This window comes from Curtobacterium sp. C1 (genome assembly GCF_021049325.1).
GTDB classification, from domain to species: Bacteria; Actinomycetota; Actinomycetes; order Actinomycetales; family Microbacteriaceae; genus Curtobacterium; species Curtobacterium citreum.
Genome location: NZ_CP088076.1, coordinates 773,974 through 789,609, shown reverse-complemented (window position 1 = coordinate 789,609; position 15,636 = coordinate 773,974). Strand labels below are relative to the sequence as shown.

The window sequence follows — 15,636 nt, the reverse complement described above, 5'->3', positions numbered from 1 at the left end:
GTCAGAGTTCGCCGCCACCCGCCCCGACTCCGGCGTCTGCCATGCCATCATACGCCCGGCACTCGCACCGGGAGGGCGACCACTCGATGCGCTCGAGCGCGAGGTCGCCGATGGGGTTGACGCCGGGTCCGGCAGCGAGGGCGTGGCCGACGAGCGCGTGCAGGCACTTCACGCGGGTGGGCATGCCACCGGCGCTGATGCCGTCGATCTCGTCGACGTGCTCGATCGACTCACGGTCGGCCAGGTAGGACTCGTGCGCGGCACGGTACTGCGCCGCCACGGTCTCGTCCTCGAGCAGGGCCGCCAGTTCCGGCATGACCTGGTTCGCCTCGAGAGTGCTCACGGCGGCGGTGGCCGCCGGGTGGCACAGGTAGTAGAGCGTCGGGAACGGGGTGCCGTTGCCCAGCCGCGGCTTCGTGGACACGACGGTGGGGTTGCCGCAGACGCAGCGTGCCGCGATCCCGATGACGTCGCGCGCCGGTCGGCCGAGCTGCGCCGACACGACCTGGACGTCGTGCTCGGAGGGCGGGTCGAAGGGAGGGGTCGTCACGGGCACGTGAGCCTACCCGAGTCCCGGCGCTCGGCCTACTTCGTGTCGCTGCTGGCCGCGCCCGTGGGGTCGCCGGTGCCCGAGACGTCCGGTGCGACGAGCTGGTCGGTGGTCTTCTTCGTCAGCCCGGACTCGAGCACCGAGGACAGCATCGCCTGCACCCAGTCGACCTTCGGCGTCTGCACGGTCGAGCTCACCGGGCTGCCCGAGTCGGTGCGGGCCTTCGTGTCCCCGGAGCCCTCGCCGGACCCCATCACCAGGTAGCTCTCCTCGCCCGGGTAGACGTAGAGCAGCCGGTCGCGGGCCTGCGCCTCGATGTACGCCGGGTCGTCCCAGCGGGCGACGTCCTGCTTCTTCTGCGCGACGTCGGCCTTCTGCGCGGCGACTTCGCGCTGCTGCTGGGCGATCTGCTCCTGCTGCTGCACGAGCGTCCGGAGCGAGGGTGCGAGCACCACGACGAACAGCACGATGATCGCGAGCATGAGCAGGCTGAAGCCGGAGAACCGGATGGTCCGGTACCACGGCTGTTCGTGGCCGCCGGTCGCCGGCATGGCCACGGGGACGCGGCGGACGCGGGGCTTCTGGCTGGGCACGTCACGACGATAACCCGACGGGGCGGGTCAGACCGGGACCGGCACGCGGGCGTGGGGTCGCCTCCCAGCCGGCCTGGAGGCGCGGTGCGGGCCCGCCCCGCCGGTCCCGTCCTGGCGTGTGGTCGCTTCCGCCGACCGCGTTCGCCATCGTCCTGTCACCCTGTCGCTCCGTGGCCCGTGCTCCCGCCCATGCTCCCCGCCGCGCCGTCGCCCCCGTCACCCCCGTCGCCCCGAGCGGGCACAACACGCCGCCGGTGGTCCGTCGAGCGGGCGAAACCGGTCGCCGCGCGGGGCCGAGTGTGCCAGATGTGGCCCGCTCGACGGGGGGCGGAGCCGGGGCAACGACGAGACGCCGCCCTCCCGGAGGAGGACGGCGTCTCGGTGGTGCAGCGGGTTACAGCGCGGCCGCGCGCGGGAACGCCGTGCGGCCGGCGTAGACCGCGGCGTCGCCGAGCTCTTCCTCGATGCGGAGGAGCTGGTTGTACTTCGCGACACGGTCCGAACGGGCCGGGGCGCCGGTCTTGATCTGCCCACCGTCGACGGCGACCGCGATGTCCGCGATCGTGGTGTCCTCGGTCTCGCCCGAGCGGTGCGACAGGATCGCGGTCATGCCGTGGCGGTGCGCCAGGGAGACGGCGTCGAGGGTCTCGGTCAGCGTGCCGATCTGGTTCACCTTGACCAGGATCGAGTTGCCGGCCTGCTCGTCGATGCCGCGCTGGAGGCGCTTCGGGTTCGTGACGTACAGGTCGTCGCCGACGAGCTGGAGCTTCGAGCCGAGCTCGGCGGTCAGGTGCTTCCAGCCCTCCCAGTCGTCCTCGGCCAGGGCGTCCTCGATGGTGACGAGCGGGTAGTTCGCGACGAGGTCCGAGAAGTACCCGGTGAACTCCTCGCTCGAGAGCTGCTTGCCCTCGAACGCGTACTTGCCGTCGTGGAAGAACTCGGTCGCGGCGACGTCGAGGCCGAGCGCGATGTCCTTGCCCGGGGTGAAGCCGGCCTTCTCGATCGCGGCGAGCAGGAAGTCGAGGGCGGCGCGGTTCGAGGCGAGCTCGGGGGCGAAGCCGCCCTCGTCGCCGAGGCCCGTCGCGAGGCCCTGCTTCTTCAGCTCACCCTTGAGGGCGTGGTACGTCTCGACACCCCAGCGGAGCGCCTCGGAGAAGCTCTCGGCGCCGTAGGGCACGAGGAAGAACTCCTGGATGTCGACGTTGGTGTCCGCGTGGGCACCACCGTTGACGACGTTCATCAGCGGGACCGGCAGCGTGTGCGCGTTCGGGCCACCGAGGTAGCGGAACAGCGGCAGGTCGGCCGAGTCGGCGGCGGCGCGGGCGACGGCGAGCGAGGCACCGAGGATCGCGTTCGCACCGAGGCGCGACTTGTTCTCGGTCCCGTCGAGCTCGATGAGCGCGGCGTCGACGAGGCGCTGGTCGGTGGCGTCGAAGCCCTCGAGCGCCGGGCCGATCTCGTCGAGGACGGCGTCGACGGCCTTCAGGACGCCCTTGCCGCCGTAGCGGTTCGCGTCGCCGTCACGGAGCTCGTACGCCTCGAACGCACCGGTGGATGCACCGGACGGGACGAGCGCGCGCGAGACCACGCCGTCGTCGAGGAGGACCTCGACCTCGACCGTCGGGTTGCCTCGGGAATCGAGGACTTCGCGTGCTCCTACGGCATCGATCACGGCCACGGGGTACTCCCTACACGTTGGTTGGTGGTTGCGGACCCGATCCTAGCGAGGCCGCGTGGACGCCACGTTCCGCGTGACGCCCGCTGTGGACGGCTCAGGTGAGCGGACGGAACTCCACACCCTCGAGCGTCTCGGTGTCGGCGCGGACCGAGGCGAAGGCGTCGAAGCCCTGCGCGGCGAGCCCGGCCAGCAGGTTCTTGGTGTTCTTCGTCCGGCGCTCCAGCCGGACCCGCCGGTGCGACTCGAGCGCCTCGGCCTTGAGCGCGGCGAGTCGGACCGGGTCGACGTCCTTGTCGTGAACGAGCACGACGGCGTCGGACTCGGCGGACTCCGGGAGCGTCACGAGGTCGACTAGCCGCTCGAAGCCGAGCGAGAAGCCCACCGCCGGGACGTCCTGGCCGAGGAATCGGCCGATCATGCCGTCGTACCGGCCGCCGCCGCCGAGACTGTAGCCGAAGTCCGGGTGCGCGACCTCGAAGATCGTGCCCGTGTAGTAGCCCATGCCGCGCACGAGCGTCGGGTCGAAGCGCAGGTCGACCCCCGGCAGGGCCTCCCGCAGGCGCAGGAGGTCGGCGAACGCGTCGGGCTCCAGCCAGGCAGCGCCCCGGACCGTGTCCCAGTCGGCGGACTCGAGCGCACGGATCGTGTCCTCGAGCCCGGGCAGCTCCGCCCCGACGACCTCGCGCAGTTCGGCGGCGACGCCGTCGGCCCCGATCTTGTCGAGCTTGTCGATCGTGATGAGGGCCCGGTCCGCCATCGCTGGCTCGGTGATGCCCCACGAGGCGAGGAGCCCGAGCAGGATCCGGCGGTCGTTGATCCGGATCGTCGTCCCCGCGATCCCGAGGGCGTCGAGCGCCGCCGTGGTCGCACGGATCAGTTCGATCTCGGCGAGCTGCCCGGGCTCACCGAGCACGTCGATGTCGCACTGCACGAACTGGCGGTAGCGGCCCTTCTGCGGGCGCTCGGCACGCCAGACGGGCGCGATCTGCACCGAGCGGAAGACCGTGGGCAGCTCCGAACGGTGCGAGGCGTAGAAGCGGGCGAGCGGGACCGTGAGGTCGAACCGGAGCCCGAGGTCGGCGAGGTCGAGCGGCGCCTCGGCACGCTGCAGGTCCTCGGTGGACAGCCCGCGCTTCATGACCGCGAACGCGAGCTTCTCGTTGTCGCCGCCGAGACCGGAGTGCAGGCGCGCCGCGTCCTCGACCACGGGCGTCTCGATCTCGTCGAAGCCGTGTCGCGCGTACACGCCACGGATCACGCCGAGGACGTGCTCCCGACGGGCCTTCTCCGCGGGGAGGAAGTCACGCATGCCACGGGGAGCCGTCACGGTCGTCGCCATGCCCGCAATCCTGCCAGAGTCCGACGCCGCGCTTGCACGAGCACCGACCCACTGATACTCTGCATGCAGAACCTCGGTCCGGTGGTCTCCTGATCCGATCACCGGGCCGTTCGCGGGGCCGATGTGCTGCAACAGGCCCCGCGGTTCGAGCGGGTGTCCCTGTCGGCGCGTTCCCTGGCGCGCCGTGGCCCGCTCGCGGGCGTCCTCCTTTTTCGGGTTGGGAGGACGCCCGCCCTCTCTGCGATCGAATCGCGACGACGCTGCTCGCGTTTCCACTAATGATGAACCGCGGGCGACACCGTTTTCTCAGCGATCCCGATGCCGACCTGGCGGAGTGATCCCGGGCCGAGAGGAATCATTCTCTACATCAGGGCATTGAACTCGTCAAGTCCGCAGAAGTGACGACCGAACATCTCTTGTCCCGCTTTGTTCCGATGACTAACGTTCCCCTTGAATTGAGCATGATCGAGGTCGATCGAGAACGCGGAGGGGACGATGTGAAAGACGAAGATCGAACACCGAGAGGTGTCAGCCGGCGGACAGCACTCGGGGGGATCGGCGCCCTGATCGCCGCGGCCGGAGTCGGTTCAGTGGTGCTCACCGATGCCCGGTCCGCGGACGCGGCTACGGGATGGGGTGGGTACGCGAACGGCCAGATCCCGACGTCCGCGCTTGCATCCGTCGCGGGAGTGCTCCTGCATCCTGAAGCAGCATCGAGCATGACCCGGCTCCGAACCGCCTACGCCTCGGCACTCGGAACGACGCTCGGCATAACAGAGGGCTACCGGGACCTCGCTCGTCAGCAGTACCTCTACAACGAGTACAAGGCAGGCCGGGGCAATCTCGCCGCGGTCCCGGGGACGTCGAACCACGGCTGGGCCACCGCCGTCGACTTCTCGTTCCCGATCACCGTCGCTGGGACTCCGGGCCACAACTGGCTCAAGGCCAATTCTCGCGCGTACGGCTGGTGGTGGGCCGGAGGCACATTCAGTCAAGTAGAGCCCTGGCACTGGGAGTACGTTCTCGGCTCCGCCACCGTACCGAATCAACCAACAACACCGAAACCACCGGAGGACGACGACATGGGCAAAGTAGTGATGATCGGGGACAACACGGGGCTTTGGCTCGCGGACATCGGCGCGAAGACGAAGTACAACATCGCCATGGGCGGCCTCGACGCGGCATCCGGTATTGCACGAAAGGACGTGTTCGTCGCAATGGGCATTCCGTTCTACGACAAGCAGTCGGGCATTCTGCTCGCTGGATTCACGGACATCACGTCGAAGAACGCTCCGTACGCCTGAGCGGGGACGCTCCAACGCCCCTGCCCGGCACGGCCGACTCGACGGGTCGAGCATGCCGGCCAGGGGCGTTGCGTCGTCTCGCCGTCGGCGACCGGCAGGATGGCACTGCTCGCCGCTCCGATGACGGTTGGAGAGCGGGGACTCCCGTCACTCCCCCTCGCGTCCGACCTCCTCGAGCCGCGCCACCGCAGCACGCAGTCCCGCCACCGGGTCCACCCCCGCAGCCCGGGCCGCCGCGACCTGCGCGAGCATCTCGATCCCCCACCGCTCGTCCGCGCCGGGGCGAGCAACAGCACCGGCACCCGGACCAGCTCCGACCCGCTCGACCACCGCCCCCGCGTCCCCACGCTCGTCCAACCGCTCGAGCAGCTTCACGGCCCGCTCGAGCGGCGGCATCGCCCGTGGCACCCCGTCGAACACACTCCGTCGCCCGGCCTTCTCCGCCGCCTTCGCCGCACGCCAGACGCGGACGACCTCGTCCTCGGTGTCGGCGTGCTCGTCCCCGAAGACGTGCAGGTGCCGGCGGACCATCTTGTCCCGGACCCCGGCAGCCACGTCCTCGAGGTCGAAGCCCCCGGCGGCGGCCGACAGCCCCGCGTGCAACACCACCTGGTACAGCACGTCGCCGAGTTCCTCCCGGAGCTCGTCCCGGTCGTCGGCGTCGATCGCGTCGACCAGCTCGTACGACTCCTCGACGACGTACCGCGCGAGCGAGGCGTGTGTCTGCGCCCGGTTCCAGACGCACCCGCCCTCCGGAGCGAGCAGTCGGTCGACGACGGTGACGAGGTCCTCCACGGCGGTCATGGCGCCATGCTCGCACGCAGGCCGGTCCGGTAGCCTGGAGGCGGTGTGTCGGGAAGTCTGGTCGACGGTCGTCGACCCGTACCCCGAACCCGGAGATCCATGCTGGCACTCGTCCGCTCCCCCCGCTTCAGCGCGATCGCGCTCCTGACCGCCGCCGTCCTCGGCCTCGTCGTCGCGAACACCGCGCTCGGTCCGGGCCTCGAACGCCTTCTCGACGCCCACTCGCCGTGGGGTGCGGTCGGCCTCGACCTGTCGGTGTCGCACTGGATCAGCGACGGCCTGCTCGCCGTGTTCTTCCTGCTCGTGGCGATCGAGCTGAAGCACGAACTGCTCGAGGGTGAGCTCTCGAACCCGAGGACGGCGGTGATCCCGGCGATCGCAGCGGTCGGCGGCGTGGTCGTCCCGGCCCTGGTGTACCTGGCGGTGACCGCGGGCACGCCGTACCAGCACGGCTGGCCGATCCCGACCGCGACCGACATCGCGTTCGCGCTCGGTGTCCTCGCGATGTTCGGACGTGGTCTCCCCTCGACCGTCCGGGTGTTCCTGCTCGCGCTGGCGGTCCTCGACGACCTCATCGCGATCGTCATCATCGCCGTAGTGTTCGCACACGGCACCGACTTCGCCGCCCTCGGGGGCGCGGTCGTCGCGCTCCTCGTGTTCGCCCTGCTCGGCCGGCTGCTCCGCCCGGGACGCACCGGTCAGGCGTGGATCATCGTCGCGATGGTCGTGGTCGGCCTCGTCACGTGGTGGCTCGTGTACCACTCCGGCGTGCATGCGACGATCGCCGGCGTCGCCCTCGGCCTGGTGCTCCCGCGTCGGCCGGGCCACGTGCTGCACGAGCGCGTCGAGCCGTGGTCGAACGCGATCGTGCTGCCGCTCTTCGCGTTCGCCTCGGCTGCGGTCGTGGTGCCGAGCGTCGGCCTCGGCGAGCTCTCCCCCACGTTCTGGGCGGTCGTCCTGGCCCTGCCGGTGGGCAAGCTGATCGGCATCACCGTCTTCGGCGCCATCGCGACGCGGGTCTTCCGCGCGCCCGGCCGCTCGACGCTGTCGTTCGGCTCGATCGTCACCGTCGGGGTGCTCGGGGGCATCGGCTTCACGGTCTCGCTGCTCATGAACGAACTGGCCTTCGCGCGGAGCGAGGAGGTCCTGGACGAGGGCGTGCTCGCCGTCCTCGTCGGCTCGGGCATCGCCATGGTCGCGTCCGCGATCGTCGTCAGCCTGCGCGCGCGGCGGTACCGCGCGCGGCGCGCACTGTCCGAGGCGGAGGCGACCGAGTAGCGGTCACGACCCACGGGTGGTGACCCGCTGACGGACGGAAGGCACGGTGCCAGCTGGCACCCCTCCCTCGCAGGCTCGGTCGGCGCGCCCCGCGCAACGCTTCGCGTCGCCGCTGAGCGGGGCGCGCCAGGCCGTCCAGGAGTCGCCGCTCAGGCGGCCGGTGCCTCGGCCGGCGTCTTCGACGCCCCGTAGACCGCGGTGAGGATGCTCTCCACCCACTGGATGAGGCCGTCGTCGGGCAGGGATTCGCCGTGCGGCTTCGGGAGCGGGATGCTCGACGCGTTCTGCTGCGGGAACCAGCGCGCACCCGGGAACATCCGCTTGAGCCGGACCTGCGCCGAGTCGGCGAGCTCCTTGCCGGCGACCCGGAGGTTCGAGCCCATCACGACCACGTCGGACAGCCCGACCTGCTGCGCCATGCGGCGGAGCCGGGAGACCTCGACCAGGGTGAGCACGGCCTGCGGCGGCTGACCGTAGCGGTCGGTGAGCTCGTCGAGCACCATGTCGATCGCCTCGGGCTGCGCCGTCGGGGCCGAGGCCGCTGAGAGCTTCTGGTACGCCTCGAGCCGGAGCCGCTCGGACTCGACGTAGTCCTCGGGGATGTGCGCGTCGACCGGGATCTCGAGCCGGAGCTCTGTCTGCCCCTCGGCGACGTCCCCGCGGAACTGCGACACCGCCTCGCCGATCATCCGCAGGTACAGGTCGAACCCGACGCCCGCGATGTGGCCGGACTGCTCGCCACCGAGCAGGTTGCCCGCACCGCGGATCTCGAGGTCCTTCATGGCGACCTGCATGCCCGCGCCGAGCTCGTTGTTCGCGGCGATGGTCTCGAGGCGGTCCTGCGCGGTCTCGGACAGCGGCTTGTCGGCGTCGTAGAGGAAGTACGCGTAGCCGCGCTCCCGCCCACGACCGACGCGACCGCGCAGCTGGTGCAGCTGGGACAGGCCGTACTTGTCCGCCTTGTCGATGATGAGCGTGTTCGCGTTCGCGATGTCCAGGCCGGTCTCGACGATCGTGGTCGACACGAGCACGTCGAACTTCCGCTCCCAGAAGTCGACCATGACCTGTTCGAGAGCACCCTCGGACATCTGCCCGTGCGCGACCTGGATGCGGGCATCGGGGACGATCTCGGCGAGGTGCGACGCCACGGACTGGATGTCCTTGACGCGGTTGTGCACGTAGAACACCTGGCCCTCGCGCAGCAGCTCGCGCCGGATCGCCGCGGCGACCTGTAGGTCGGACTGCGGTCCGACGAAGGTCAGGATCGGGTGGCGGTCCTCCGGCGGGGTGGCCAGGGTGGACATCTCGCGGATGCCCGTGACCGCCATCTCGAGCGAGCGCGGGATCGGCGTCGCGGACATCGCCAGGACGTCGACGTTGGTCTTGAGCTTCTTGAGCTGGTCCTTGTGCTCGACGCCGAAGCGCTGCTCCTCGTCGATGATGACGAGGCCGACGTCCTTGAACTGGATGCTCTGCGACAGGATCCGGTGCGTGCCGATGACGATGTCGACGGTGCCGTCGGCGAGACCCGCGATGGTCTCCTTCGACTCCTTCTCGGACTGGAAGCGGCTCAGTGCGCGGAGGTGCACCGGGAACCCGGCGAAGCGCTCCTGGAACGTCTCCATGTGCTGGCGGACGAGCAGGGTCGTCGGGACGAGCACGGCGACCTGCTTGCCGTCCTGCACGGCCTTGAACGCGGCGCGGATCGCGACCTCGGTCTTGCCGTAGCCGACGTCGCCGGACAGCAGGCGGTCCATCGGGATCGGGCGCTCCATGTCGCGCTTGATCTCGTCGATGGTCGTCAGCTGGTCGGCGGTCTCGGCGAACGGGAACGCCTCTTCCAGCTCGCGCTGCCACGGGGTGTCCGGGCCGAACGCGTGCCCCTTCGACGCCATGCGCGCGGAGTACAGCTTGACCAGGTCGACGGCGATGTCGCGGACGGCCTTGCGCGCCTTCGACTTCGCGGCCGCCCAGTCCGAGCCGCCCATCTTCGACAGCGTCGGGCTCTCGCCGCCGACGTACCGGGAGAGCTGGTCGAGCTGGTCGGTGGGGACGAACAGCTTGTCGCCCGGGTAGCCGCGCTTCGACGGCGCGTACTCGAGCACGAGGTACTCGCGCTGAGTCTTCACGGCGTTGCGGCCGCCGCTCGAGACCTCGCGACTGACGAGCTCCACGAACTTGCCGATGCCGTGCGTGGCGTGCACGACGACGTCGCCGGCCTTGAGCTGCAGCGGGTCGACGACGTTCTTGCGGCGGGCCGCGAGCTTCTTGACGGTGCGGGCGCCCTGCTGGACGCTGCGGCCGTAGAACTCGGCTTCGCTGAGGAGCGCGATCCGGGGGTCCGGCGTGGCGAAGCCGGCCTCGACCGAGGCGGTCGTGACGACGGCGACGCCCGGCTCCGGCGGGGCGGTGAGCTCACCGGCGCGGGCGGCGACCCCGGCGTCCGCGAGGACCTGCACGGCGCGCTCGACGAGGCCCTTGCCCTGCGCCGTGACGACGACCGCCCAGCCGTCGTCGACCAGGTGCTTGACGTGCTCGACGGCGCCGTCCGCGCTCCCGGCGAAGCTCGGGATGGACTCGGCGCGCACGCGGATGTACTGCCCCGCCTCGGCCGCTGCCTCGGCGTCGGTGAGCACGCGGTCGCGGTCACCCTCGTCGAGCCCGGAGTCGAAGGGCGTGATCGTCCACCAGGTGCGCTGCCCGCGGCCGTTCTTGAGCTGCTGCACGGTGAGGAAGTTCCCCGCGTCGAGGTCGATCGGCGCCTGCGCCCCGGCGACCGCGGCGCTCCACGCCGCCTGCAGGAACTCGGTGTTCGTCTCGGCCAGGCTGTGCGCGCGCCCGGCGACCCGCTCCGGGGAGAGCACGGCCACGGTCGCGGCGTCCGGCAGGTAGCTCGTGACGGGGACGAGGTCCTGCACGAGCGCCGGTGCGAGCGACTCCATGCCCTCGACCGGGATGCCCTCCGCGATCTTCGCGAGCATCTGGGACAGGTTCGGGAACTCGTGCAGCATCTCGCGCGCCCGCTGCCGCACGTCGTCGCTCAGCAGGAGCTCACGGGAGGCGGTGAGGTCGACGGCGCCGAGGTCGTCGTCGGTCGTGCGCTGGTCGGCAACGGAGAAGGCCTTGATCGCCTCGATCTCGTCGCCGAAGAAGTCGACGCGCACCGGGTGGTCGGCGCCCGGGGGGAAGACGTCGAGGATCCCGCCGCGCACGGCGAACTCACCCCGACGGGTGACCAGGTCGACGCGGGCGTACGCCAGGTCGACGAGCTGCGACGCGATCTGCCCGAGGTCGTTGCCGCGGGAGCCGCTGCGGAGCGCGACGGGTGCGAGCGACGTGAGGTTGCCCGCGATGGGCTGCAGCGCCGCACGGACGCTCGCGACGACCACGGTCGTGCGGCGCTCGGTCGGCGCGGCGTCCTGCCACGCAGCGAGCTTCCGGAGCGTGGCGATGCGCGTGCCGACGGTCTGCGCGCTCGGGCTGAGCCGCTCGTGCGGCAGGGTCTCCCACGCGGGGAACTCGAGGACCTCGGCGTCGGGCACGGTGCACGTGAAGGCGCCGCGGACCGCCTCGGCCTCGCGCCCGGTCGCCGTGATCACGAAGAGGCACTGGGGGCCGTCCCGCTCGGCCAGGAGCGCCGCGAGCAGCGGCACGCGGAGGCCGTCGACGACGGAGAAGTCGGCGTCACGCCCGGCGGCGCGGAGGACGCGATCGAACGCGGAGGCGCGCGAGAGCGCAGGGATGATGCCCGAGATCGTCACTCAGACGATGGTACCGGCGCCCTCCGACAGGCGTCGGGGCGTGCGCGATCGGCGAACACGGGCCGAGCCCGACGCTCGTCGCGAGGGCCCGCCGGTTCAGGCCCGACGGCGGCGGGCCGCGACGCCGGCCAACCCGAGCAGCAGCAGGAGCCCGGCGACCGCGAGGGCGGGGACCACCGGTGCGCTGCCGGTCCAGGCCAGGGCACGCGCGTCGTCCGGTCCGTCGGTCGGTGCCGTCCGCGTCGGTGCCGTCCGCGTCGGTGCCGACCGCATCGGGCCCGAGCCGGGAGGCGCGGCGCCGGCCGGTCCCGCCCCCGCCGTCGTCGACGTGGTCGGCTCCACGGCCGCGGACCCGGAGGGGGACGCGGAGGGACGGCTCGTCGCGTCGACGGGCGGCGCGGTCGTCGGCTCGTCGTCCGGCGTGGTGGTGGTCGGGGTGTCGGTGGGGACGGACGTCGGGGCCGCGGTCGGCGCGGGGACCACCCGTCCCGAGGACGCCGCCGTCACGATCCGCTGCCGGTTGTAGTCGGCGACGACGAGCGAGCGGTCCGCTCCGACGGCGACGCCGGTCGGGTTGACGAGCGGCGACCCGTCCGGCGCGGTCGAGACGGCGACCCGCCAGGACCCCTGCACCCTCGCCCACACACGGCCCTCGCCGTTGTCCACGACGAACACGTCGCCGTGGTCGACGGCGACGCCGCGCAGGGTGCTGCCCGGCTCGCCCGGGAACCCGAGCGACACCGCGGACCCGGTCGTGCGGTCGACCTGCCAGACGTCGTCGACACCGGCGTCCGCCACCGTGAGCACCCTGCCGTCGTCCGAGAGGGCGACGCCGGACGGGTCCCGCCACGGGCCGTCCACCGTCGTCCACGTGTCCGAGCCGAGCGGCGCCGTCCACAGGGCACCACTGCCGGGCACCGCGGCGAACACGGTCGCGCCGTCGACGGCGAGGCCGCTGACCTGCCCTCGGACCGGCGGTGCACCCTGTCGTGCGACGTCCCCCGTTCCCGGGTCCACCGTCGCCAGGGCGGGTCGACCGGCCTCCGCGACCAGCACACGGCCGTCCGCGGTCGTCGCCAGGGCGGACGGGTTCCACATGTCGCGCGACCCGGTGCCGAAGGGGGCGACGACGCTCCACACACCGTCGGCCGATCGACGGAGGACGCCGTTCCCGGCGAAGTCCGCGACCAGGACGGAGCCGTCGGCGTCGACGTGGACGTCGTTCGGCGCGGCGAAGGTCGACGCGACGGGCGGTGCGGAGGAGTCCGCGCGGAGCGGCGTCCAGCGCTCGACGACGGTCGCGCCCGGGTCCGCCAGCGCGGCGCCGGCCCCGGCGAGGACCACGGCGACCGCGGCGGCACCGGCTGCGAGGAGGATGCCCGGACCGCGACGGGGGGAACCGCGGCGGCCGGGAGCGTCTCCGCTGGTGCTCGGTCGTGCGGTCGCGTCACCCTCGGGCTCGCGGACGGTTCGGTGCATGGTGGACCCCCTCGTGGAGGACCTTCCCCCGGCGCCGACCGTACTGATCGGCGGGGGACGGCGTGGTCCCCCAGTTCGGGGACCGAAGCGCAGCGGTCAGTCCTTGCCGGGTTCGAGGTCCTCGGGCTGTTCCGGGAGCCGCGTCGGGTCGTCCGGGGGTTGCACCGCTCTTCGCGTCAGGACCCGGGCCGTGAACACGAAGGTCAGGCCGACCACGGCGACGACCACGATCGTGATGGTCTGCGCGAGCCCGTTCGCCGCCAGCAGGACCGGGGTCACGACGGGGCGTGGACGCGCTGCTGCGCGGCGAGGAGCCCGAGCTCGGCGATCGCCTCGACCGCGTCGGCGCCGTCGGCGAGCAGGTTCGGCAGCGTCTTCTTCTCGGTCGGCGAGAAGTCGCGGAGCACGAAGTCGGCGGGGTCCTGGCGTCCCGGGGGTCGGCCGATGCCGATCCGCACCCGGGTGAACTCGTTCGTGCCGGTCGCCTTGATGATGTCGCGGAGGCCGTTGTGCCCGCCGTGCCCGCCGCTGCCCTTGAGCCGGACGGTGTCGAACGGCAGGTCGAGCTCGTCGTGCACGACGACGAGGTCGGCCGGGGTGGCGCTGTAGAACCCGAGCACGCTCGAGACCGGGCCACCGGAGGTGTTCATGAACGACCCGGGCTTCGCGAGGACCAGCTTCGGGCCGCCGGGCACCAGGCGCCCCTCGGCGACCTGGTTCGGGGTCTTGTGCTTCTTGAACGTCGCACCCATGCGGGCGGCGAGTTCGTCGAGGACCATCTGGCCGACGTTGTGACGGTTCCCCGCGTAGCCGGGCCCGGGGTTCCCGAGCCCGACCACGACGAGGGTCGTTCCTGTCATCAGCGTCGGCCAGACGTCCTGCGCGGAGTGACTACTCGGAGTCGGCGTCGGTCGACTCGGCGGCCTCGCCCTCGGCACCGGCCTCGGCGCCCGCCTCGGCGGACTCCTCGTCGGCGGCGATGTCGTCGGCGGTCGCACGCGGGGTGACGATCTGGACGACGAGCGCCTCGGCGTCGGTCTCGAGCTCGGCACCGGCCGGCAGCTCGAGCTGCGAGGCCAGGACCTGCGCGCCGTCCTCGAGGCCCTCGACGTCGACCGTCACGTGCTCGGGGATCGCGGTCGCCTCGACGAGGAGGGAGACCGAGGCGAGGTCCTGGACGTGGATGGTGCCGGAGAAGGACTCACCCGTGACGACGACGGGCACGTCGACCGTGACCTTCTCGCCACGACGCACGACGACGAGGTCGATGTGCTCGATGATCTGGCGCACCGGGTCGCGCTGGACGTCCTTGACGAGGGCGAGCTGCGCCGCACCCTCGATGTCGAGGTCGACGACCGCGTTGGCGGTACGGACGAGCAGCATCGTCTCGTGGCCCGGGAGGGTGATGTGCTGCGGCTCGGTGCCGTGGCCGTAGACGACCGCGGGGATCTTGTCGGCAGCGCGGAGCTTGCGCGCAGCGCCCTTGCCGAACTTGGTGCGGTTCTCCGCTGCGAGCTTGGTGTAGTCGGCCATGGTGCCTCCTGGTGTCGGGGTCGACGCCGGGGTGCCGGCATCGGGGGTCTGTGGTGTTGCAACTCGAACGCGTGCACGCGTGAGGAACGCTCCCAGGACTGGGCCGGGTCTCCCTACCGCGTCGATCACGGCCGCGCGTACGCGGCCCTCGCCGAAGTCGGTTTGCGAGTCTAGCAGGAGCAGCCGGGCGTGTCGCACCAGGGCTGAGCTGCGGTCCGCAGGTGCCCACGACCGGACGGGAGGATCGTGGCGGCGCCGCCACGATCCTCCCGTCCGGTGCTCCCCATCCCGCGGACGCGGGCCGGTCCCCCCAGGACCACCTGCCCAGGTCCGCACGGCGAAGCGCGTCATTCGACGCCCTCGGGTGCCGGCGGCGCGAGCCGCTCGATCGTCGCGGCGACGCGGTCCGCGAGCGCGGCCTGGTCGCCGTCCGCCGACCCGAGCACGGCGGCGTCGGTCGCCGTCACGTGCAGGAGCCGGTTCCACTGCGCGTCGTACAGCGCGGCGCGGTACCCGGACGAGGTCTGGCAGGCGACGTCGTGCTCGGCGAGCGCGATCTCGTCGTCGCTCGCGACCGTCCGCGCCTCGAGCGCGAAGGCCTGCCGCATCGCCGTCGTCGGCATGCCGTGCGGGTCGTCGGGGAGCTCCTGCGTCGCCGTCGGCGCGAGGCACTCCCGCCAGCGCGTCGCCGCCGCTCGGACCTCGGGTGTCCGGCGCGCGTCCTCGGCCGCGAGGTACGTCAGGCGCTTCGCGGTGATCGAGGCGCTCTGGTCGGCACCGTCCCGGTCCGCCGTGCCGAGCTCGCGCCGGGCATCGTCGAAGCACCGGTGGAGTGCGTCCTGGTCGACGTCGTCGAACGCCGCGGCGTGCTCCGGGTCCTGGGCCCAGGCGCGCCAGCCGTCCTCGTTCGCCCCGGCGGTCGACGGCGCGTGGTATCCCCGGTCGGCGGCGGCCTCGGCGGAGAGCGGCCGCGACCACGCGAGCGCGGGCGACGTGTTGCCACGCTCCGGCGTCTCGTCGGCGATCGACGCCGCCCGGAGCCCGTCGACGGTCGCCCACGGCACCGGGAAGTCGACGCCGAGGTCGCGGAGGCACGGCTGGTCCAGGAGCGCCTCGGCGAAGTCGGTCTCCGACCACCCGGGTTGGACGTAGCCGTCGAGCGGCATCGACCAGGTGTCCAGGTCCCGCTCGGCGGTGGGTCGGATCGTCTGGTCGGCCGGCTCGGGCAGCTGGTGCAGGACGGCCGCGCCGAGCCCGGCGACGACGAGGAGCAGGGTGCCGGTCTTGGCGGCACGCTGGGTCGGACGCATGGTTTCC

13 protein-coding genes are annotated in these 15,636 nt (G+C 72.0%); 2 read left to right on the top strand and 11 right to left on the bottom strand.

Going from position 1 to position 15,636, the window contains the following annotated elements; translation table 11 throughout:
* Position 1 precedes the first annotated feature (1 nt).
* The 4 genes from LQK89_RS03940 to hisS all read right to left on the bottom strand — a co-directional run bounded on the left by LQK89_RS03940 (position 2) and on the right by hisS (position 4,160).
* Entirely contained in the window at positions 2-550 is a 549-nt protein-coding gene (locus LQK89_RS03940) for a DUF501 domain-containing protein (RefSeq protein ID WP_231050269.1), read from the bottom strand.
* A 35-nt stretch (positions 551-585) separates the two neighbouring features.
* A complete protein-coding gene (locus LQK89_RS03935; RefSeq protein WP_231050268.1) occupies positions 586-1,143 on the bottom strand; it encodes an FtsB family cell division protein in 558 nt (185 codons plus the stop codon).
* 394 nt (positions 1,144-1,537) lie between these two features.
* A complete protein-coding gene (gene eno, locus LQK89_RS03930; RefSeq protein WP_058742296.1) occupies positions 1,538-2,821 on the bottom strand; it encodes a phosphopyruvate hydratase in 1,284 nt (427 codons plus the stop codon).
* A gap of 94 nt (positions 2,822-2,915) precedes the next feature.
* Complete coding sequence (gene hisS / locus LQK89_RS03925; protein ID WP_231050267.1) at positions 2,916-4,160, bottom strand: histidine--tRNA ligase; 1,245 nt, start codon at positions 4,158-4,160, stop codon at positions 2,916-2,918.
* Positions 4,161-4,621: 461 nt separating this feature from the next.
* Between hisS and LQK89_RS03920 the strand changes: the two genes are divergently transcribed.
* On the top strand, positions 4,622-5,464 hold the full coding sequence (locus LQK89_RS03920) for a M15 family metallopeptidase (protein WP_231050266.1): 843 nt from the start codon (positions 4,622-4,624) through the stop codon (positions 5,462-5,464).
* 147 nt (positions 5,465-5,611) lie between these two features.
* Here the strand turns inward: LQK89_RS03920 and LQK89_RS03915 are convergent, their stop codons facing one another.
* Positions 5,612-6,268 carry a MazG family protein gene (locus tag LQK89_RS03915; protein ID WP_058742294.1) on the bottom strand — a complete coding sequence of 219 codons (657 nt, stop codon included), beginning with the start codon at positions 6,266-6,268 and terminating at the stop codon, positions 5,612-5,614.
* Between the two features lie 99 nt (positions 6,269-6,367).
* Here LQK89_RS03915 and nhaA point away from each other — a divergent pair, with 99 nt between their 5' ends.
* Positions 6,368-7,546: a Na+/H+ antiporter NhaA gene (gene nhaA, locus LQK89_RS03910; RefSeq protein ID WP_231050265.1), complete on the top strand. Its 1,179-nt coding sequence runs from the start codon at positions 6,368-6,370 to the stop codon at positions 7,544-7,546.
* Between the two features lie 149 nt (positions 7,547-7,695).
* Here nhaA and mfd read toward each other — a convergent pair whose 3' ends face one another.
* From mfd to LQK89_RS03880, 6 genes are all read right to left on the bottom strand, one after another.
* Complete coding sequence (mfd, locus tag LQK89_RS03905) at positions 7,696-11,307, bottom strand: transcription-repair coupling factor (RefSeq protein ID WP_231050264.1); 3,612 nt, start codon at positions 11,305-11,307, stop codon at positions 7,696-7,698.
* A 96-nt stretch (positions 11,308-11,403) separates the two neighbouring features.
* Entirely contained in the window at positions 11,404-12,786 is a 1,383-nt protein-coding gene (locus LQK89_RS03900) for a hypothetical protein (protein WP_231050263.1), read from the bottom strand.
* 96 nt (positions 12,787-12,882) lie between these two features.
* Positions 12,883-13,065, bottom strand: coding sequence for a hypothetical protein (locus LQK89_RS03895; RefSeq protein WP_144802565.1), 183 nt, complete (start codon positions 13,063-13,065; stop codon positions 12,883-12,885).
* Positions 13,062-13,646 (bottom strand): aminoacyl-tRNA hydrolase, encoded by a 585-nt coding sequence (pth, locus tag LQK89_RS03890; protein WP_204621021.1) that lies wholly within the window; start codon positions 13,644-13,646, stop codon positions 13,062-13,064. The genes LQK89_RS03895 and pth overlap by 4 nt, the downstream gene beginning before the upstream one ends.
* 31 nt (positions 13,647-13,677) lie before the next feature.
* Complete coding sequence (locus LQK89_RS03885; RefSeq protein ID WP_058742289.1) at positions 13,678-14,319, bottom strand: 50S ribosomal protein L25/general stress protein Ctc; 642 nt, start codon at positions 14,317-14,319, stop codon at positions 13,678-13,680.
* Between the two features lie 347 nt (positions 14,320-14,666).
* Positions 14,667-15,629 carry a hypothetical protein gene (locus tag LQK89_RS03880; RefSeq protein ID WP_231050262.1) on the bottom strand — a complete coding sequence of 321 codons (963 nt, stop codon included), beginning with the start codon at positions 15,627-15,629 and terminating at the stop codon, positions 14,667-14,669.
* Positions 15,630-15,636 lie beyond the last annotated feature (7 nt).